This window comes from Niveispirillum fermenti, assembly GCF_048066175.1.
Taxonomy (GTDB): domain Bacteria; phylum Pseudomonadota; class Alphaproteobacteria; order Azospirillales; family Azospirillaceae; genus Niveispirillum; species Niveispirillum fermenti.
In genome coordinates, this window is the sequence record NZ_JBLTXA010000009.1 from 77,128 (window position 1) to 97,536 (window position 20,409).

General features: G+C 66.1%; 18 protein-coding genes. 7 read left to right on the plus strand and 11 right to left on the minus strand.

Translation table 11 applies throughout. The annotated features are described in order from the left end of the window. Positions 1–2: 2 nt before the first annotated feature. From ACM9LZ_RS11600 to ACM9LZ_RS11610, 3 genes are all read right to left on the minus strand, one after another. Positions 3–1,331, minus strand: coding sequence for an MFS transporter (locus tag ACM9LZ_RS11600; RefSeq protein WP_416619626.1), 1,329 nt, complete (start codon positions 1,329–1,331; stop codon positions 3–5). A 73-nt stretch (positions 1,332–1,404) separates the two neighbouring features. After that, the gene (locus tag ACM9LZ_RS11605) at positions 1,405–2,316 is read right to left on the minus strand and encodes a DUF6282 family protein (RefSeq protein WP_416619627.1); all 912 of its coding nucleotides are present in this window, start codon (positions 2,314–2,316) and stop codon (positions 1,405–1,407) included. Positions 2,317–2,374: 58 nt separating this feature from the next. Then, entirely contained in the window at positions 2,375–3,259 is an 885-nt protein-coding gene (locus ACM9LZ_RS11610) for a cupin domain-containing protein (RefSeq protein WP_416619628.1), read from the minus strand. A gap of 278 nt (positions 3,260–3,537) precedes the next feature. Here ACM9LZ_RS11610 and ACM9LZ_RS11615 point away from each other — a divergent pair, with 278 nt between their 5' ends. From ACM9LZ_RS11615 to ACM9LZ_RS11635, 5 genes are read left to right on the plus strand one after another with little or no spacing between them, the layout of a single operon-like run. Continuing rightward, positions 3,538–4,320, plus strand: a complete 783-nt coding sequence (locus ACM9LZ_RS11615) for an HpcH/HpaI aldolase family protein (protein WP_416619629.1) — start codon at positions 3,538–3,540, stop codon at positions 4,318–4,320. A gap of 6 nt (positions 4,321–4,326) precedes the next feature. Continuing rightward, positions 4,327–6,462 (plus strand): acetate--CoA ligase family protein, encoded by a 2,136-nt coding sequence (locus ACM9LZ_RS11620; protein WP_416619630.1) that lies wholly within the window; start codon positions 4,327–4,329, stop codon positions 6,460–6,462. A 13-nt stretch (positions 6,463–6,475) separates the two neighbouring features. Further along, positions 6,476–7,336: a p-hydroxycinnamoyl CoA hydratase/lyase gene (locus ACM9LZ_RS11625; RefSeq protein WP_416619631.1), complete on the plus strand. Its 861-nt coding sequence runs from the start codon at positions 6,476–6,478 to the stop codon at positions 7,334–7,336. A 20-nt stretch (positions 7,337–7,356) separates the two neighbouring features. Beyond that, positions 7,357–7,698 carry a carboxymuconolactone decarboxylase family protein gene (locus tag ACM9LZ_RS11630; protein WP_416619632.1) on the plus strand — a complete coding sequence of 114 codons (342 nt, stop codon included), beginning with the start codon at positions 7,357–7,359 and terminating at the stop codon, positions 7,696–7,698. A gap of 5 nt (positions 7,699–7,703) precedes the next feature. Further along, on the plus strand, positions 7,704–9,125 hold the full coding sequence (locus ACM9LZ_RS11635; RefSeq protein ID WP_416619633.1) for an aldehyde dehydrogenase family protein: 1,422 nt from the start codon (positions 7,704–7,706) through the stop codon (positions 9,123–9,125). Positions 9,126–9,135: 10 nt separating this feature from the next. Here ACM9LZ_RS11635 and ACM9LZ_RS11640 read toward each other — a convergent pair whose 3' ends face one another. Beyond that, on the minus strand, positions 9,136–9,603 hold the full coding sequence (locus ACM9LZ_RS11640; protein WP_416619634.1) for a YkgJ family cysteine cluster protein: 468 nt from the start codon (positions 9,601–9,603) through the stop codon (positions 9,136–9,138). Positions 9,604–9,701: 98 nt separating this feature from the next. Here ACM9LZ_RS11640 and ACM9LZ_RS11645 point away from each other — a divergent pair, with 98 nt between their 5' ends. Next, positions 9,702–10,430: an SDR family oxidoreductase gene (locus tag ACM9LZ_RS11645; RefSeq protein ID WP_416619635.1), complete on the plus strand. Its 729-nt coding sequence runs from the start codon at positions 9,702–9,704 to the stop codon at positions 10,428–10,430. Positions 10,431–10,483: 53 nt separating this feature from the next. Here the strand turns inward: ACM9LZ_RS11645 and ACM9LZ_RS11650 are convergent, their stop codons facing one another. Then, positions 10,484–13,306, minus strand: a complete 2,823-nt coding sequence (locus ACM9LZ_RS11650) for a TonB-dependent receptor plug domain-containing protein (RefSeq protein WP_416619636.1) — start codon at positions 13,304–13,306, stop codon at positions 10,484–10,486. Positions 13,307–13,484: 178 nt separating this feature from the next. On the opposite strand from ACM9LZ_RS11650, the gene ACM9LZ_RS11655 reads away from it, so the two are divergent. Further along, positions 13,485–14,498 carry an ABC transporter substrate-binding protein gene (locus ACM9LZ_RS11655; RefSeq protein WP_416619637.1) on the plus strand — a complete coding sequence of 338 codons (1,014 nt, stop codon included), beginning with the start codon at positions 13,485–13,487 and terminating at the stop codon, positions 14,496–14,498. Positions 14,499–14,568: 70 nt separating this feature from the next. On the opposite strand, the gene ACM9LZ_RS11660 is transcribed toward ACM9LZ_RS11655, so the two are convergent. From ACM9LZ_RS11660 to ACM9LZ_RS11685, 6 genes are all read right to left on the minus strand, one after another. Further along, positions 14,569–14,820 (minus strand): hypothetical protein, encoded by a 252-nt coding sequence (locus ACM9LZ_RS11660; RefSeq protein WP_416619638.1) that lies wholly within the window; start codon positions 14,818–14,820, stop codon positions 14,569–14,571. Between the two features lie 360 nt (positions 14,821–15,180). Next, a complete protein-coding gene (locus tag ACM9LZ_RS11665) occupies positions 15,181–15,618 on the minus strand; it encodes a PaaI family thioesterase (RefSeq protein WP_416619639.1) in 438 nt (145 codons plus the stop codon). Continuing rightward, entirely contained in the window at positions 15,599–16,723 is a 1,125-nt protein-coding gene (locus tag ACM9LZ_RS11670) for a CaiB/BaiF CoA transferase family protein (protein WP_416619640.1), read from the minus strand. The genes ACM9LZ_RS11665 and ACM9LZ_RS11670 overlap by 20 nt, the downstream gene beginning before the upstream one ends. Beyond that, complete coding sequence (locus ACM9LZ_RS11675) at positions 16,720–17,499, minus strand: enoyl-CoA hydratase/isomerase family protein (protein WP_416619641.1); 780 nt, start codon at positions 17,497–17,499, stop codon at positions 16,720–16,722. The genes ACM9LZ_RS11670 and ACM9LZ_RS11675 overlap by 4 nt, the downstream gene beginning before the upstream one ends. After that, positions 17,496–18,257 (minus strand): SDR family NAD(P)-dependent oxidoreductase, encoded by a 762-nt coding sequence (locus tag ACM9LZ_RS11680; protein WP_416619642.1) that lies wholly within the window; start codon positions 18,255–18,257, stop codon positions 17,496–17,498. The genes ACM9LZ_RS11675 and ACM9LZ_RS11680 overlap by 4 nt, the downstream gene beginning before the upstream one ends. Positions 18,258–18,268: 11 nt before the next feature. After that, entirely contained in the window at positions 18,269–20,395 is a 2,127-nt protein-coding gene (locus tag ACM9LZ_RS11685; RefSeq protein WP_416619643.1) for a 3-hydroxyacyl-CoA dehydrogenase NAD-binding domain-containing protein, read from the minus strand. Positions 20,396–20,409: the final 14 nt, after the last annotated feature.

Sequence of the window (20,409 nt, forward strand, 5' to 3'; positions counted from 1 at the left end):
CCTCAGACTGACGCGGGCGCCGGGGTGGCATCGGCCTTCCGGCCCAGCACCAGCATGGCCACAGCCGGGACCACGCACATCACGGCGAAGAATGCGAAGGCTGCCACCCGCCCGATATCCGCATCCAGCAGCAGGCCACCGATGAACGGCCCCAATACCGCCCCCGCCCGGCCGAACCCGACGACGAACCCAACACCGAAGGTGCGCAGATGCGGCGGATAATGGGCGATGGTGGTCAGGAACACACCCGTATAGGAGCCGACCGTGAAGAAGGTCAGGGTGCAGGCCAGGCCGATCATCACGGGCACGCTGGCCTGGATGCCACCGAACACGACCAGCACCCCCCCCATCACGATGAAGAAGATCGCCGTCAGCCGTTCTTCCCCGACGCGCTTGGCAAAGATGCCGAATACCAGATGGCCCAGCGAGCCGGCAACCCCCTGCAGAACACCGGCATAGCTGGCCTCGGTCGGGGTCAGCCCTGCCTCCACCAGCACGGTCGGCTTCCAGTTCAGCAGGAAATAGCCGACCACCGCATAGATGAAGGAAGCGGTCCACATCAGAATGGACAGCCGCCGCACATCGCCGGACAACAAGGCCACGGCCCGGTTCTGCTGCTTGCGCGCCCGTTCCGGCGGCGGCGGCAGCCGGTCCAGCGGCTGATGGCCCAGACCGGTCATTATCCGGTTCATGCGCGGCAGGGCGTTCTTCGGCTGTGCCGTCAGCAGATAGGTGGGAGATTCCCACATGAACAGCACCAGTATGACGAGAAGCGTGACATTGATGCCGGCCCCGACAACGAAGACCGACCGCCAGCCATATGGTTCCAGCAGCAGACCGGTGATGGCCCCGCTCAACGTCATGCCGATGCTGAACCCCGTGTGCAGGATCGACAGCATCAGGTTGCGCCGGTCATCATTGGCATATTCGGAAACCAGCACGTTCAGGCTGACCACCAGCATCCCCAGCCCGATACCCATCAGGAATTTCAGGAAGGTCAGCATCTCCATGGAGTTGGCGACCGCCGATGCGGCGTGGGAAAGGGTGATGCCGGCCAGCGCCAGGAAAGTGACACCACGTCGGCCGATACGTTCCGCGATGGGGGCGGCGCCGAAGGCACCGATGGCCAAACCCAGCGACCCCATGGAGAACAGGATACCCAGCGCGGTGCGCGGCACGCCCCATTCCGCCGTGAACAGCGGCGCCGTATAGGCCGCCGACATCATGTCATAGCCTTCGGTGACGTTGATCAGGCAACAAAGCCCGATGATGACATATTGCCGGAAACGCATCGGCATCTTGGCGATGACGTCCAGCGGATTGGCCGACATGATCGTTTCTCCCTGAATTCCGACTTTGGTGTCGTTGCGGGGCAACGGCGATGCGCCGCCGCCCCTGGGGCCATCATTCCGCAGCCGACCGCTGCCGGCCGGGTTCGTCCAGCCCGACCAGCCGGGCGGCGTTCAGGCCGATCATCTTGCGGATGTCATCATCGGAATAGCCCAGGCCGATGCACATGCCGATGACATGGCGGAACCCGTCCACCGGTGACGGATTGCCCACCTGGCCCAGGTCCGACCCGATGATCGTGCTGTCCACGCCGCCGGCCTTGATCACCTGATCCAGGCTGTCGGCCGTGTAGTTGCGCCCCTGCACGCCTGCCCACATGCAGCAGGAATGTTCCAGAAGCGCTCCCATGGCGGCCAGTTCCTTCATGTCGGCGGCATTCGCGTCGATCAGGAAGGTCGGATGGTTGACCAGAAGGCGCTTGACGCCGCGCTTCTTCGCTTCCGTGAACAGGGGCCAGATCTCGCTGATATGCAGGTGCCCGGCCGACAGGATGGCGTCATAGCTGGCGATCAGGTCCAGGATGACCTTCGCCTCGTCCACCAGGGCACCGCGATTATCCACAACGGACAGCGCCGTGGGCGCCAGCATCTGCTCCTTGGTGGGCAGGAACTGGCGACGGTGGGAATGGCGGATATGGTTGGCGGCGGAGAAGGTCGGCATCCAGACCAGACGCGCGCCCAGCTTGAACCCATGTTCCACGGCATAGGGGTTGAGCCCGCCCGTGGTGTTGTTCAGCGGCACGCCGGTCAGCAGCTCGATCTTCGGCTTCATCGTCTCCTTCAGAAGCTCGGCCACCGGTGTGACGGAATAATAATGGTCCTTGAACAGGATGGCGCGCAGGCCGGCCGCTTCGGCCTGATGGGTCGCCTCGACATGGTTCAGGCTGCGCGGCATCACCGAAGGCCCGCTGTGGCAATGCAGGTCCACGGCACCGATCAGCAGCGATTCAATCCTGGGGTCAGTCATCTCTTCCTCCCATTTCACGGGGGCCGCGTTGACCGCGGCTCGTGCTTGTCTGTTCAGGTCAGCGTTCGGGGGCGGGATAATCCGCCGCGTTCAGGACCCAGCCTTCACGCGCCGAAAAATCGCGCCGGGGCGGGCAGAAAGCATCCAGAAGCCGGTTGAGTCCCGGTGCCGTGCCCTGTGACGTGTGTGTCGCCGGTGGCGGGATCACGGCAACCGACGGGGCGGCACAGAATTCATGCTGGTCATCCAGCCAATGCGCACTGTTCCCGGTCCAGGGCCAGCGCAGATGGTGAATGAACTCGCCCGCCGTCGCGATGGAATATTGTTCGAAATCATCATGATGATGGGGCGACAGGTCGGCGGGGTCACGCGGGCCGGGCCGGCCGCTGGTCAGGTTCACCATGATGGTGGAACAGCGGTAAAGGCGGCCGAACCGCCCCGGCTGGGCCGGCACATCACCGGCATAGACACGGATGCGCCAACCGTCGACCGGATCGGGCCAGGATACAAGGTCCGGCACATTGGGGTCGGGCGTTGCAAAATCGGCCGCATTGGAACAGCGGGCCGCAAGGTCCGTGGCCCGCGTGGTGATCAACCGGTAGACTTCCCCCTTCCCCAGCGCGCGTAGCTGGCTGTCACCGGGGGGAATGAAGGCAACGCAGGGGCCCTGCGCCGTTTCCACCTGCCCGCCGGCCGTTATTTCCACCGAAAGGCCGGAATCGGGCAGGACGACAGCATATTCATCCACCTGCCCCTGCCGGGACAGCAGGGCACCAGCAGACACACGGCTGTAGGCCACGATCAGATTCTGTCCCCGTGCCAGCCAGGTCTGGACATTGTCGCCTTCCTCGGCCGGGGTTTCCGCGTAAAAGCGGCCATAGGACGCCGGTTTGAAGGGGGTTGCCGGCGGCTTCGGCGCCGGTGGCGCCAATGCGGCCCGCAAGTCGTTCTTTCCGTACACACCGCCTCCCAGGAACATTTTTGCAAGTCCGGCATGGACTGATTGCAGCAGTAGGAAGGCATCGGCATCTTCCGTCTAATTCTTTTTGACCGTGCGATTGATGCCGCGACGGCATCGGTTGGCCTGCAAACGGCTTCGATGCCGCATCGTTATCGATCGCGGCCGCAATCAGCATTTGATTCCCCCCCGCCGATTGCATTGGATGAACGCACGGCAGACGTCCCCACCCCGAAGAGACGTCGCCTGTCGGGAGATGCGTTGTGATCAACAGTCTAGTCAAGCGGCGCCTGGAAAATGACGAGCCGACCTTCGGCACCTTCGTCAAGTTCCCGGCGCCCAACCTTGTCGAGATGATCGGCCTTGCGGGCTTCGACTTCATCATCATCGACAGCGAACATGCGAATTTCACGCATGGCGAGATCGAAGACCTGATCCGGGCGGCCCAACTGGTGGGTATCAGCGCGATCGTCCGTACCGCCGACGCGGGAGAGGCCAATATCCTGCACGCGCTGGACAGCGGAGCCAGCGGCATCCAGGTGCCTTCCCTGTCGACAGCGGCGGAGGCGCAGGCCGTGATCCGCCGCGCCAAATATCATCCGCTGGGCGAGCGCGGCTGGGCCCCTGGCTGCCGGGCCGGCGATTACGCATTCACACCGCCCAAAACCTATATCGAGCAGGCGAACCGCGACACCCTCGTGGCCGTGCATGTGGAAAATGCGCGCATGGCCGCCGATATCGACGCCCTTTGCGCCCTGGATCACCTGGACGTAGCCTTTATCGGCACCGGCGACCTCAGCCAGTCGCTGGGCCATCCAGGGGAGCCGGAGCATGCGGACGTGCAGGCGGTCGTGGACCGGGTCGTGGATGCCTGCCAGCGGGCCGGCCGGCATTTCGGCGTGGTGGCGGGCAGCCCGGACAGCCTGAAAGCCGGGATCGACCGCGGCGCCCGCTACATCGCATGGCAGTCCGACATGGTCATGTACAAGAACGCGCTGAAGGGGGCGGCGGACCGGTTCGCGCCCTTCCGCACCAACCGACGGTAGGTCTGAATGCAGACGTCGAATTTTGAGACGGGAGGGCAGCCGCCTTCCCGCATGGACCTGACGCGCCTGCTGCGCCCCCGTTCCATCGCCATCGCGGGCGCATCCCCCGAACCGGCATCCGTCGGCGGGGCGGTGCTGCGCAACATCACCGGATCCGGCTTCACGGGAACCGTGCATCTGGTCAGCCCGACCCGTGCGGAGATCAACGGCACCCCCTGCCTGCCATCGATCCAGTCCCTGCCGCACGGCGTGGACGTGGCCGTGCTGAACGTTCCGCGCAAGGCCGTTCGGGAGGCGGTGGAGGCCTGTATCGAACGCGGCGTCGGCGGTGCCATCGTCTTCGCCGCCGGCTTCCGCGAAGCGGGGGAGGAAGGCGCGCGCGAGCAGGAGGAAATCGCCGAAATCTGCCGTGCCGGCGGCCTGGCGCTGCTGGGCCCCAATTGCATGGGTTTCGCCAACTATGCCAGCGGCGCCGCGCTCAGCTTTGAATCGCTGGAGTTCCAGCCACTGGCGGCCGGGCCGCATATGGCTATCGTCGCCCAGAGCGGGGCCATGGCCTCCAACATCCGCTCTGCCCTGCTGGCGCGGGGTGCCCGCATCTCTCATGTCGTATCGACGGGCAACGAAGCCGTGGTCCGCATCGACCATGTGATCCGCCATCTGGTGGCGGAAGGCGCCAGCCTGATCGCCGCCTATATTGAACAGATACGCGATCCCGCCGCCTTCCTGTCGGCCGCACGCATGGCACGGGAAGCGGGGCGGCCGCTCGTCATGGTCCATCCGGGTGCCAGTGCGTCGGGCCGCGCGGCGGCACAATCCCATACCGGCGCCATGACCAGCGACCATGCCGTGATGAAGGCCGCCGTGGAGGATGAAGGCGTCATCCTGGTGGAAACTATGGACGAGCTGTTCGACGCGGCCGCCATCCTCTACCGTTTTCCGGCACCGGCCGACGGGGCCATGGCCATCATCACCAATTCCGGTGCGGTCCGGGGCCTCAGCCTGGATTTCTGCGAAAAGATCGGGCTGGAGGTCGCCGCCCTGGGCCAGGAGACGCTGGACGGTCTGCGCGACCTGCTGCCCCCGCAATGCGAGGCGTCCAATCCGCTGGATGTCGGCATCGCCGGCTTCTCCGACGCCGGCGTTTTCGCCCGCACGACGGAGGTGATGATGGCCGATCCGGCCGTCGGGGCCGTGCTGCTGGCCCTGGCCGGCGGCGGACCGTGGCAACAGCGCGCCAAGGCCGACGCGATCGCCCCCCTGGCCCGTGTGGCGCCAAAGCCCGTGGCCGTCGCCATCATCGGGGACGAGGCACCGCTGGATCCCGGCTGTATCGGCCCGTTCCGGGCAACCGATACGCCGCTGTTCCGTTCCCCCGACCGCGCGCTGCGGGCCTTCGCAGCCATCCAGCGCCAGGCGGGGGCGGCGGCAAGGATCGCCGGCCGCACCCCGTCACCCGGTCCGGGTTCCCCCCTGCCCCGCCCCGGTTCGCTGCCGGAATATGAAGGCAAGGCGCTGCTGGCGGAATTCGGCGTCCGTGTGCCGCGCGGCGTGCTGGTCTTCCGCGACGTGGATTCCGCCGCCCAGTTGGCGGGCCGCATCGGCTACCCCGTCGCCATGAAATTGCAGGCCCCCACCTTGATGCATAAGAGCGAGGTTGGCTGCGTCATCATTGGCGTCAAGGACGAGGCAGCCCTGCGTGCCGGCTGGCAGCGCCTGATGGACAATGCCCAGCAAGCCCTGCCCGACGGTGCCATCGATGGCATCCTGATCGAGGAGATGGCGCGCTCCGGGCTGGAACTGGTCATCGGTGGGCGCAACGATCCCGAATGGGGTCCGTTCGTCGTGTTCGGCCTGGGCGGTGTCTGGGTGGAGGCGCTGGACGCCCTGGAGATGCTGCCCGCCCATGCCAGCCGCGCCCAGATCCTGGAAAGGCTGCAAGAGATGCGCGGCGCCAGGCTGCTGGGTCCGTTCCGCGGCCAGCCGGCCCGCGATGTCGATGCCGTGACCGATGCCATCCGCGCCGTGGGCAATATCCTGCGCGCCCATCCGAGCATCAAGGAAATCGACGTCAACCCCCTGTCGGTCTTCGCCCAAGGCGAAGGCGTCATGGCGCTTGACGCCCTGTTCATCGCAGATTGAGGAGACATTCCCCGTGACGACAGCAGAAGCCATCGAGACCACGAAACCCATCCCCGGCGGACGGGAAGTGCTGGTCGAATTCGACGACGGCATCGCCTGGGTGCAGATCAACCGCCCGGCCAAGCGCAACGCCATGAGTGTCGGGCTGGCTCAGGAAATGAACGAGGTGCTGGACGCGCTGGAAACCGACGAGCGCTGCGGCGTCATCGTGCTGACCGGCGTGGGCGAGGCCTTTTCCGCCGGCATGGACCTGAAGGATTTCTTCCGGGCCACCGACGGGCTGGGCGATATCGAACGCCACCGCGCCTATCGTGCCACCCGCGCCTGGCAGTGGCGGACCCTGATGCATTACGCCAAGCCCACCATCGCCATGGTCAATGGCTGGTGCTTCGGCGGTGCCTTCACGCCCCTGATCTGCTGCGATCTGGCCATCGCCGACGAAAAGGCTGTGTTCGGCCTGTCGGAGATCAATTGGGGCGTCATTCCCGGCGGTGTGGTGTCGAAGGCCATCGGTACCGTGATGGGCGACCGTCAGGCATTGTACTATGTCATGACGGGCGAGCAGTTTGACGGTGCCAAGGCTGTGTCCCTGGGGCTGGTCAACGAGGCGGTGCCCAAGGAAAGGCTGCGCCAGCGCACCACCGAACTGGCCCGCACCCTGCTGGGCAAGAACCCGACCGTGCTGCGTCAGGCCAAGCTGGCCTATAAATATTCGCGCGAGATGAACTGGGAGCAGGCGTCGGAATATCTGACCGCCAAGGTCGACCAGACCAATTTCGTCGATCCGGAGCGCGGCAAGGAACAGGGGCTGAAGCAGTTTCTGGACGAAAAGACTTTCCGCCCCGGCATGGGCACCTACACTCGGCCTGAATAAACAGCGAGGAGCGAGCGCAAATGAAAAGGCCGAGCAGCAACAAGGGCAGCGAACTGGCGGCGGTGGCCCCAGCCCTGGTCGAACTGACCGATCGCGTCCTTTACGAGGAAGTCTGGGAACGTCCGGGCCTGTCCAAGCGCGACCGCAGCCTGGTCACCATCGCGGCCCTGGTTGCGATGTACCGGCCCGAGCAGTTGCCGGCCCATCTGGGGCTTGCCCTGGATAACGGCCTGACGAAGGAGGAGATCGGCGAGGCCCTCGCCCATCTCGCCTTCTACGCCTCCTGGCCGTCTGCCATCACCGCCAGCCGCAAGTTCCTGGAGGTCGTCCAGGCGCGCGAGGCGGCAGCAAAAAAGGAGTGAACCCCGTGGACGGTCCCCCCGCCTTCCTGCTTTCCATCGATGGCGCGGGCGTGGCCGCCGCGTCGGATTTCCCCGTGATCGACCCGGCCACGGGGGAGCCCTTCGCCCGTGCGCCGGACGCGACCGAGGCGCATCTGAACCAGGCCGTCGCCGCCGCGCGCCGCGCCTTCGCCAACTGGCGGGATACCGACAGCGATGGCCGCCGAGAAGCCATGAAAGGGTTCGCCGCCGCCATCCGCGCGGAAAGGGAGCCGCTGGCAGCACTGCTGACCCGTGAACAGGGCAAACCCCTGGCCGCCGCGCGGCGGGAGGTGGAGGCCGCCGCCGAACGGATCGCCGGCATGGCGGCCCTGGATATCGGCGGCGGCTATCTGCGAGAGGGACCGTCCGGCCCAGTACGCCTGGATTATGTGCCCATGGGGGTCGTCGGCGTCATCGCGCCCTGGAACGCCCCGCTGATCCTGGCCATGCAGATGGTGGCGCAGGCACTGGCGGCCGGCAATGCCGTGGTGGTCAAGCCGTCGCCCTTCACACCCCTATCCACCCTGCGCCTGGGAGAGATTGCGGCCCGCACCCTGCCGCCGGGTCTGGTCAATACCTTGTCGGGCGGGAATGATCTTGGCCAGTGGATGACGGGCCATCCCGGCATCGACAAGATCGCCTTCGTCGGCTCCACCGCCACCGGCAAGAAGGTGATGGCCGCCGCCGCGGACAGCCTGAAGCGCGTGTCGCTGGAACTGGGCGGCAACGATGCCGCCATCGTCCTGGACGATGCCGACCTGGATGCCGTGGCACCCCGCCTGTTCGCCAGCGCCTTCATCAATAGCGGCCAGATTTGCATGGCCGTGAAGCGTGTTTTTGCCCAGGCCCCCATCGCCGATGCCCTGGCCGAGGCGCTGGCGGTGCTGGCGCGGAAGGCGCGGGTGGGCGGCGGGTTCGACCCGGATGTGGAACTGGGGCCGGTGCAGAACCAGCCGCAATTCACCAAGGTGATGGCGCTGATCCAGGACGCGCGGGACCGGGGCGGCCGCTTCCTGGCCGGGGGCATGGCATTTGACCGGCCCGGCTATTTCATCGCGCCGACCATCGTCACCGGCCTTCGCGAAGGTACCAGGCTGGTGGATGAGGAACAGTTCGGCCCCGTCCTGCCCATCCTGTCCTTCGACAGCGATGATGAGGCGGTGATGCGCGCCAATGCCACCCGCTTCGGTCTGGGTGCCTCGGTCTGGAGTGGCGATCAGGCGCGGGCGGAAGCGCTGGCCCGACGGCTGGAGGCCGGGACCGTCTGGATCAATGCCCATGGTGGGGCGGCCCCCGACCTGCCCTTCGGCGGGTTCAAGGAATCCGGCATCGGCCGGGGCATGGGCGTGGCCGGCCTGCGCTCCTATGCCGAAATCCGTGTCATGCATGGTGCCGGCGGGGCCTGACCCGCCGGCATCAGCGTTTCTTCGGCACGGGCAGCGCTGCGATCCGCTCAAACGCAGCGACCTGCTGCGCGGTGTCCAGCACATGTTCCAGACCCAGGTCGCGTGCCCGCTGAAGCCGGTCCTTTCCGCGCGCCAGCAGTGCGTCATCGTATACATCGCCCCGGCGGCGGAGAATTTTCCGGGTGCGGCCTGAAAGCTGTTCCAGCGCCAGCGCCGTGCGCGCGCAATGGAAACGGCGGCAGACGGCAGGCCGCCTGTCATGGATCGAACAGCCGGCTTCCGTCAGATAGACGCAATCGCCCGTCGCCGGATCGCGCCGCAGCGCCGGCACCGCCCGCCCCGGATAAAGGGCCGAGGCGATGGGTTCCCAGCGGTAGAAGGACAGATCGTCCCCTGCGTCGGGATGCAGGATCACCTGATCGTTCCGGCAGCATTGGATGCAGCCGTCACACGGGATGGCGTTCTGGTCGAGTGGCATCCAAGCCCCATCAACATTCGACAATATAGAAATGATTTCAACAATAGCGCATTCGACCCATCCGGCCGAGTGCGACCCGACAAAGCGGAGGATCGAGAATGCTGAACCTTTCCCGTCAAGTGGCCCTCGTGACCGGCGCCAGTTCCGGCATCGGGGCGGCCATCGCCCGCAAGCTGGCGGCGTCCGGCATGGCGGTGGCCCTGGTCGCCCGCAGCCTGGATCGGCTGGAGACGATCGTCGCGGAGATCGTATCGGCCGGGGGTATGGCCCGCGCCTATCGGGCCGATGTCGCCCGGGAAGAGCAGGTTGAAGGCGCCTTTACGGCGGTGGCCCGTGATCTGGGCGCGCCGGACCTGCTGGTCAGCAATGCTGGCATTGCCGACAAGACACCGCTGGAGGATTTGAGCCTGGCGCGCTGGCAGGCGGTGCTGGATGTCAATCTGACCTCCGCCTTCCTGTGCTGCCGCGCGGCGGTGCGGGCCATGAAGCCGCGCGGGCGGGGGCGCATCCTGCTGGTCGGCAGCATTTCCGCGCTGGTGCCGCGCGAACATACGGCTGCCTATACTACCACCAAGTTCGCCCTGGACGGGCTGACGCGGTCCATCGCGCTGGATGGACGGGAGCATGGCATCACGGCAGGGATCATCCATCCCGGCTCCACCATGACCAGCTTCGTTCCCGGTCTGGGCCGGCATGGGGCCGACCAGACCATGCGGCCGGAACAGGTGGCCGATCTTGTCCATTGCATCGCGGCGATGCCGCCGGAGGTCAATGTGCTGGAATCCGTCATCCTGCCCATCGGGCAGCCCTTCCTGGGTCGGGGCTGATCCGGCAGGCGGCGCCTTGGGGCCGGGTTCCACCGGCCCCAAGGCGCCTGGCATCAGAACCGGAACCGTGCCCCGATGGCATAGGCACGGCCGATCCGGTCGTAAAAGGCGGAGGAGGCGTAGCTGGGTGCCGTGACGGCGTTCGGCGTCATGGGCGGTGCGACGTTGAACAGATTGTCGATGGCACCGTAAATCTCCACCGCGTCGGTCACGTCGATCTTGGCATTGATATCGACATAGGTACGCGAGGGCACGGAATTGTCGGGAATATCCACCCCTTCCACATAGCCCGCGTTCAGCTTCCCGCCATCGACATAGCGCAGCAGCACCCCCAGAGCGAACCCACTGCCCGCATAATCGGCCGACAGCGACGCCCGCCATTTGGGAATGCCGCCGGCCGGTCCCAGCGTCCCGGTGCTGCCCACCACACCGGCATAGTCGGTGGTGACCCCGTTGGAGGTGACGGTCAGTTCATCGATATAGGTCGCCAGGCCCCGGACCGTGATCCGGCCATCGGCCATGTCGAAACCATACATGGCTTCCATGTCGAAGCCCTTGGCCGAGGAGCGCGCCGCGTTGATCAGCGTGGCCTGCACCCGCGAAATGACATTGCCGTCGAAGGTGATGGCGCCGCACAGGTCGGTCTGCTTGCGGACAAGGCAACCATCCACGATCTGCTGGCCGTTGAGCGAGGTGATCGCATCACGGATATTGAAGGAGAAATAATCGAATGAGGCGCGGAAGCCCGGCAACCAGTCGGGCTGGAACACGGCACCGCCCGTGAAGGACTTGCTGCGTTCCGGCCGCAGGTCGGGATTGCCACCGGTCAATTGCAGCGTGGTCAGCGCGACATTGGTTTCCGGGTTGGTGATGGTGTTGAAGAACTGGTTCTGGCCGGAGAACAGTTCATTGATATTGGCCGCCCGGATGTCGCGTGACAGGGTGGCCCGCAGCCGCACCTCGTCGATGGGCTGATAATTGGCGCCCACCTTCCAGGTTTCCACCCTGCCGCTGGTGGAATAGTCGGTGACGCGGCCGGCCAGGTTCAGCTCAAGCGACCTAGCCAGCGGCGCATCGACCAGAAGCGGGGCCACAAGCTCCATATAGGCTTCCTTGACGTTCAGCGATCCGTCCAGCGCCTGCGGATTGACGGTCTTCCAGCCGGAACGCTTGGAGACATCGTCATTGGTGGCCCGCACCGATTCACGCCGATATTCGGCACCCGCCGCCATCGACACATCACCCGCCCAGGTCGCGAAGGGCGAACCCTCCACATTCACGGCATAGACATCCTGCTTCTGCCGGCTGTCCAGGAAGGCCGTGCCGCCGATATAGTCCAGTGCCGCCTGTGAGACAGAACCGGCACCGAACAGGTTGATGGGCACGCAGGCGCGGATATCACCATAGGGGTCCTGTGCCGCCGTCGGGTTGGGATTGTTCAGCAGCGCCCGGCAGATCGGCTGGCCCGTGGCCGGATTGATGACGGAATCCACGCCCAGGTTGAAACGGTTATTGTTCCGGTTGTTGCCATCCTCGCGATAGTAACGCACCCGGCTGAACTGCGCCGACGCATCCCAGCGCCAGCCATCGCCGAACCGGCCGTTGGCGCCAAGGCCATAGCGCTGGATGGTATTCTCCACGCTGTTGGTGAAGGCCCCTTCCTCCGCACCGACGCGACCGATCCGGAAATTCGACTGGTTGTTGGCGACCAGGATGTCCCGGATCTGGCTGGGCAGGAAGGCATTGTCCCGCTGGATGGTGATGTTGCCATTATCGGTAGCCGTCGTGCCGTCGGAGAAGATGTCGGCACGCGAATAGAGCGCGTCGGCGAAGAAACTGACATCCTCTGTCGCATCGAAGCTGAGGCGGGCGAAGCCGGTACCGCGTTCGATCTCCGGCGAGATGTTCGACGTGTCGGAGAGCGAGGCGCCGTCCCCGCCCGACATATAGGTGCTGCCGACATAAGTACCGCGATTGAAGGGCAGCACCGTGCCGCCCGGTCCGAATTGCAGGTTGCGCAGCGCCGCGATGCTGTTGGATGCGGTCACGCCGCCCAGGGTCATCTGCGAGAAGCGCGCATCGGGTGCGATGACCTGGCGGGTCTGGCCCGGCGTGCCGGCAGCCGGGTTGGTCATGATCGCATAGCCACCGCGGGCCCAGGGACGGCTGGCCTGTGCCAGTTGCCCGTCATCCTTGAAATAATCGCCGGCGGCGACCAGATGCAGGCGTCCGAACGCCTTGCCCACGGCAACCGATGCCGCCGGCTTGTGGTGGTCGTCATATTTGGACTGGCTGTACTGGACGGACCCCTTGGCCCCTTCGAAACGGTCATCCAGGAAGATGTTGACCACGCCCGACACGGCGTCGGAGCCATAGGCGGCGGATGCGCCACCGGTCACGATCTCCAGCCGTTTGATCAGGGCAGCCGGGATGACATTGATGTCGATGCCACCGGTCGGGTCGGTGGCCGCGAAGCGGCGCCCGTCGACCAGCACCAAGGTGCGGTTGGGGCCCAGGCCGCGCAGGTCAAAATTGCTGGCGCCGATGGGCTGGCTCGACTGGCCGGTATTCTGCACCGGCTTCAGCGACGGCATGTCGAACATGACATCCGCGAGGTTGCGGATGCCGCGGGCTTCCAACTCCTGCTGCCCCACCGACGTCACGGGTGTCGGCGCCGTGAAACCGGTGATGCGCGTGCCGGTAACGATGATTTCCGTCAGTTGCAGCGGTTCGGCAGCCATTTCCGCGTCCTTGTCCTGTGCAAACGCGCCGGCCGCGGACAGAAATCCGACCGAAAGCGCACACAGGGCCACGGCCGCGGCCCGTTGCCGGCTCCTGAAACCGTACATAGTCAGGATATCATTTCGATGCAGCATTCCGCCCTCCCCTTTTATGGTCTTGGCCTCCGACAGGCCTTGCTTTTGCAGCACATTCGCACGAAGCACGGTTAACCCGTCCAATCGTTTATATCGCCGGGATTGATACCCTTGCGGCATCATAACGAATCATATTATACAATGTTGAACGATATCTGATTGTAAAGAGGAAACGCTGATGCGGCGCATCCGGTGCCTGATCCTTGGCTTGACCGCCTGCCTTACCACTGCCTGCGCCCCGGTTGTGGCCGGCCCTGTCGGTGACAAGGGGGCGGCATTGCGGATCGTCGGCCGGCACGACGTCATGGAAGTCGGACCTGTGCTGTACGCGGTTGAACAGGCCGGCCCTTTGGTCGCAACCTTCAGCAGCGGTGGTGTGGACAATCTTTTCAGGGTCGATGGCGTGGCGGCGGCGGGTGGCTTCGACCATGCGCCGGGCCGGGCCGACCTGGCGGCACAGGCCGAAACCCAGGCACTCCGCGCCTCTGTCGCCAATCCGAACCTGCGCATCATCCTGACGGTGACAGAGGGGCTTTACCGTGTTGTCGCCCGCCGTTCCGCCGGCATCGCGCAGGTGGAGGATCTGCGCGGCAAGCGCATCGGCGTGTTCGAACGGACCTCCGCCGCCTATTTCCTGGACAGGCTGCTGGCGAAGGCGGGTATTCCGGGCGATGCCGTCACCCTGGTTCCCCTGCGCCCGCGGGAAATGGAACCGGCGCTGGCCGCGCGCACAGTGGATGCCATCGCGATCTGGGAGCCGGAAAGCGAGCGCGGCGAGCGGACATTGGGCGATGATGCGATCAGCTTCTCCGACCCCGTCCTCTACCGGGAGCTTTACAACCTGAACACCACGGCAGAGGCGCTGGCCGATCCTGCGCGCCGGGAACGGATCGTCGATTTCGTGCGGCGGCTGATCACGGCCGCGCGCGTTGCCACCGACCAGCCGTCGCAAATCTGGCCGCTTGTCGCCACCTCAAGCGGGTATCCCGCCGATCTGGTCGCCGCCTCCTGGCCCCATCACCGGTTTCCGGCCGGCCTGCCGGCTGACCTGCTGGACGTGATGGTGGAGCAGGAGCAGTGGCTGGCGGCCCAGAACGCCCGCTCGCCGCGCGACCGGGCGCAACTCGCCCCTTTAATCGATGCGACGGTGCTGCACGACGCGCTGGCAACCCATGGCGGCCCGGCCGAATAACGCCTGGCAAGGCGGACACCGGAAGGAGGGGAGGCCGCATCAGGCCGGCCACTATTCCTGGCTGCCGCCTTTATCGTTCCCAGCCAATGCTCAATCTGACCGCGCGGGGGCGAACAGAGGTTGTCTGCGGACCGGCGGCGAGCGTGAACGGATTGCCATGGGCGAACTGGTTGGCATCGATGTCCAGGATATTATCCATGGCGACACCCATGGACCAGCCGCCGGGCAGGTCCACCATGACACGCGCGACCAGCAGGCCGTCATCGACATGGCAAACCGCATCTTCGGTCTGTTCGCCGGGCTTTTCCGGGCCATCCCGCACAGCCGCCATCCCGGAGAGCGGAATGCCGGGCCGGCATATCCGTGCTGATCTGTCGACACCGGCCGGCATTGCCCACGCAGCCGAGCAGGCGCGGCGGCTGGCACCGCAGATGCTGTTCAATATCGCGGACCGGCAATATTTCGGCCGCTTGGACGCACACGGCCCCCTGGCGCAGCGGTTCGCCGGACTGACCGGCATGGCGCAGACCCGGCCGCGAAGTGGCCGACGCCGGCCGGCGGGACGAGATCAGCGCCATCCTGGCACAGGTGGAAATGAAAATGGCCCGCCGGTGACGTATCAAGGTCCGGGCGACCGGACAGACGATGCAAGGCGGCTAAAAAGGAAGGGGCGTTCCCCCTCCTACCCCGCGCGCCGCCGGTATATGGCGTTTCCCCTGGCCACCGGCCCCTGACGGCATATCAGCAGACCATCGACGAATGCCATGCGCCGCGTGGTCTGGATCAGGCGGCAGCGGCTCTCGATCCAGGTTCCGGCACCGGCCGGGCGCAGGAAATCCGTGGACAGGCTGATGGTCGGCGTTCCCGTCTCCTGGTTCGCGAAATTGGCGACATAGCCCAACGCCAGGTCAAGCACCGTGCCCAGCATCCCGCCGTGGCAGCCGCCCAGCTTGTTGCAGTGTTTCTCCTCCACCCTGAACCCGATCCTGACCGGCTCCTCCGGATTGTCGGGCATCACCAGCATCGACAGCGGACCGACCAGTTGCGCGAAATGGTCGATGGTTTCGACCGGGCCCCAGGCGCCATGCGTCATCGGCCCTTCATTGATGATGGTATCCATTCCGGACCTCCTGCCTTTTCAGCCACCCGGCCAGCACCGTTTCACCGTCCAGCATCCGCCCGATATCCGGCGGCGTGCGCGACAGGCGGGGGGCCGGCGCGCAATGACGTATCCCGTCAATATCCCGATAGGCGCCGCGGGCGGCCATGTGCGGATGGTCCATCACCTCGTCCAGGGTCAGGACAGGAGCGAAACAGGCGTCGGTTCCTTCCAGCAGTGACACCCATTCAGCCCGCGTGCGGGTGGCGAACAGGGCAGCCAGACGCAGGCTGCGTGCCGGCCACGATGACGGATTGTCCTGATCGGCATAAAGATCGGCGGGCGCCCCCAGACGATCCAGCAATTCCTTGTAGAAATGCGGTTCCAGTGGCCCGACGGAAATGTCCTTGCCATCGGCGCAGCGATAGCAGCGGTAGAAGGGGGCGGCCCCACCCAGTACGCTGCGGTCGCGGTCCAGCGACACATGGCCCGCCGGCACCAGGCCGGAGAACATGGCCATCAGCGAGGTGACGCCATCGACGATGGCGGCATCCACCACCTGCCCCCGGCCCGACCGCTCCCGCTCCCACAGGGCCGAGACGATGCCCAGCGCCAGGAACAGCGACCCGCCACCGAAATCACCCACAAGGTTGAGCGGCGGGATGGCCGGCCCGTCCTGCGGACCGATGGCGGCCAGGGCACCGGTCAAGGCGATATAGTTGATATCATGCCCGGCCGCCCTGGCCAGCGGCCCTTCCTGACCCCAGCCCGTCATGCGACCATAGATCAGGCGGGGGTTGCGGTCGCACAGAATATCCGGCCCCAGCCCCAGCCGTTCCATGACACCAGGCCGGAACCCCTCGATCAGCACATCGGCGCGCGATGCCGCCTGCAGGCATTTCTCCCGCCCCCCCGGCGACCGGATATCCAGCGTCAGGTTGGCGCGTCCCCTGTCCATCACCGGGTTGGGCCAGCCATTGCCGCCGGCCCGGTCGATGCGCAGCACCTCCGCCCCCAGATCCGACAGCAGCATGGCGCAATAGGGACCGGGGCCGATGCCGGCGAATTCCAGGACGCGGACCCCGGCCAGGGGTCCCGTCCGCTTCGGCACTTCCGTCGGCGTCATGCGAACCTTGCCTTCCGCCCTTCCAGAAAGGCGTTGATGCCCTCGGTCGCGTTGGGTTCCAGGGCGCAGAGTGCGATATCCGCCGCCTCCCGTTCCAACTGGGTTTCCAGTTCGCGGGAAGAGGAGGAAAGCAGCAGCCGCTTGGACCGCGCCAGCGCCTGGGTGGGCATGGCGGCCAGCCGCCGGGCGATCTTCTCCGCTTCGGGCAGCAGGTCCCCATCCTCCAGCACCCGCATGGCCAGACCGGCGCTGACCGCTTCCTCCGCATTCAGGGTTTTTGCCAGGAACAGCATCTCCTGCGCCTTGCGCAGCCCCACCAGCCGTGGCAGCAGGAAGGTGGTGCCGGCATCGGGCGACAGGCCGATGCCGGGATAGGCGACGGTGAAGCTGGCCGATCGTCCCGCCAGCACCACATCACCCAGGATGGCCAGACCCAGCCCCGCGCCCGCCGCCGGGCCATTGACGGCCACCACCACGGGCTTGGACAGCGATGCCAGCCGTGCCACCGCCATATGCAACGACGCCGTCAGCTTGCGTACAAAATTGCCCAGATTGTCCGACGCGGCGGCAAACGCCCGGACATTGCCGCCCACGCAGAACAGGCGCCCCGCGCCGGTCAACAGGACCGCGCGCACGGCCCTGTCATCCTCCGCCGCGTGGGCCAGGTCCAGCAGCCGGTCGGCAAAGGCCTGATCGATGGCGTTGCCGGCATCGGGATTGTCCAGGATGATGCGGGCCACCCCGTCCTGGACCTCGTATCGGATCGTCTCGGTCATTTCGGTGCCATCCTGATCGCGCCGTCCAGGCGAATGGTCTCGCCGTTCAGCATGGGGTTGCGGATGATGCTTTCCACCAGTTGGGCATATTCCTCCGGCCGGCCCAGGCGCGCGGGAAACGGTGCCTGCCGTCCCAGGCTGTCCTGCGCCGCCGGCGGCAGGCCCGCCAGCATGGGCGTCATGAAGATGCCGGGCGCGATGGTCAGCACGCGGATACCCAGGGGTGACAGGTCGCGGGCGATGGGCAGGGTCATCCCCGCCACCCCGGCCTTCGACGCCGCATAGGCCGCCTGCCCGATCTGCCCGTCGAACGCGGCGACGCTGGCCGTGTTGATGATCACGCCACGCTCTTCCCCCACCGGATCGGCATCGGCCAGACGGGCCGCGACCTTGGACAGGGCGTTGAAGGTGCCGATCAGGTTGATGTCGATGACCCGGCGGAACAGGTCGAGCGCATGCGGCTGCCCTTCCCGCCCGACCGTCTTGGCGGGTGGGGCGATGCCGGCGCAATTGACCAGGATGCGGGCCTTGCCGTTCTGCTGCTCTGCCGCCAGCACCGCGTCGGCCACCTGGGCATCATCGGTGATGTTGACGGCCCGGAAGGTGGCACCGATTGCCGCCGCCGTGGCCTGCCCCCCCTCTTCATTCAGGTCGAAAAGGGTGACCTTCGCCCCTTCCCGCGCCAGCAGGGCGGCCGTGGCCGCCCCAAGGCCGGAGGCACCGCCGGTGACGATGGCTGCATGTCCGTTGATCTGCATGGTCAACCTCCTCAGGCGGCATCAAGGGCGGCGTAATAGCCGCGCCCATCGGCCGCCATGGCGCGCAGGCCCGGCGGCGGTGTGAAACGCTCGCCATGCTGTTCAGCCAGTCGATCGCACTGCGCCACAAAGGCCGCCGTACCGATCGCGTCGATGCAACTCAGCGGCCCACCCGTCCAGGGTGCGAAACCCCAGCCCATGATGGCCCCGACATCGGCGGCGCGCGGATCGGCGATCACCCCCTCATCCACACAGCGTGCCGCTTCCAGCGCCTGACGGTGCAGCAACCGCTGCTTCAGCGCCGCCACATCGGGCAGGGTCGCCGGGGCCGCCGGCACCAGATCGGCCAGCCCGCGCCACAGGCGCTTGGGCGCGCCGGCGGGGTAGTCATAGAAGCCGGCACCCACCTTGCGACCGCTACGGCCCAGCGCCACCAGCTTTTCCAGCACCGCCTCATAGGGCCGGCCCTGATAGGCATCGCCCAGGGCCGACCGCGTCTGGCCGGCGATACGAACCGTCAGGTCCACGGCCACATCGTCGGTCAGTTCCAGCGGCCCGCGCGGCATGCCCGTCATCCGCCCGGCATTGTCGATCAGGGCCGGCGGGATGCCCTCCATCAGCATCTCCAGCCCTTCATAGATGTAGGTGCCGAAACAGCGGGACGTATAGAAGCCACGGCTGTCATTGACGACGATGGGCGTCTTGCCCAGCGCCATGGCATAGGCGGTGGCGCGGGCCACCGTCTCCTCACTGGTCTTCGCGCCCCGGATGATCTCCACCAGATGCATCTTGTCGACGGGAGAGAAGAAGTGGATGCCCACAAAATTTTCCGGCCGCTCCGATGCCTGCGCCAGCCCCGTGATGGGCAGGGTGGAGGTGTTGGAGCCGATGATGATGCCGGGACCGGCCACCGCCTGCACGCGGCGGGTGATCTCATGCTTCAGCGCCACATCCTCGAACACCGCCTCCACCACCAGATCGGCATCAGCCAACTTGGCGTAATCGGCCGTCGCGATGATCCGGTCCAGCAGCGCAGCACCCGCCGCTTCGCTCAGCCGGCCCTTGGCGACATCACCAGCCACCAGCTTGCGGGCATAATCCTTGCCCTTTTCCGCCGCCGCCTCGCTGACATCGACCAGGATGGTGTTGATGCCTTTCAGCGCCTGGGAATAGGCGATGCCGGCCCCCATCATGCCTGCGCCGATCACGGCGACACTGGCGGGGGCCACGATCTTGGCCGAACGGTCCCCCTTGTCCAGCGCCTGTTTGGACAGGAACAGGCTGCGCACCATGCCCTTGGCCTGTGGCGTGGCGAAGGTGTTGAGGAAATAGTTGGTTTCGATCTTCAAGCCCGCGTCGATGGGCACCTGCACCCCCTCGAACACACATTTCAGGATGTTTTCGGGTGCCGGGTAATTGCCGAAGGTACGCTTGCGCAAAGTGGCATTGGCCATGATGAAGGCCTGCATGCCGCCGGCGCTGTAGGGCAGGCCACCCGGAAGCCGGTAATCCTTGCGGTCCCAGCGGGCCACGGGATCGCCCTTTTCCCGCAGCCAGCGCTTTGCCGCCGCCACCGTCTCGTCAGCCGGCACCAATTCATCCACAACGCCCAGCGCCAGCGCCTTGGCAGGGTCCAGCGGACGGCCTTCCAGCAGCAGCGGCAAGGCCTTGGCCACGCCGGTCAGGCGGGGCAGGCGCTGGGTGCCACCGGCACCGGGCAGCAGGCCCACCGTCACCTCCGGCAGGCCCAGCCTGACCTTGGGACTGTCAGCCGCGACCCGGTAATGGCAGGACAGCGCCAGTTCCAGCCCGCCGCCCAGCGCCAGCCCTTCCAGCGCAACCGCCACCGGCTTGCCCAGCACCTCCAGCCGGCGGAATAGCGCGGACAGGGGTGGCGGGGCGATGCGGGACCCCGCCGCGCGGCCCAAATCGCCCAGGTCGGCCCCGGCGCAAAAGCCGCTGGCCTTGCCGGAGCACAGGACGACACCCTTGATGGCACCATCATTCTTCAAGGTTTCGATCAGGTCCGGCAGTTCCGCGATTACGGCATCGCTCAGCGTATTCATGCTGCGGCCGGGAACGTCAAAAGTGACCAGGGCGATGCCATCGGCATCCGTTTCGATGGTGAAATTCTGCATTTTGTTCCTCCCCC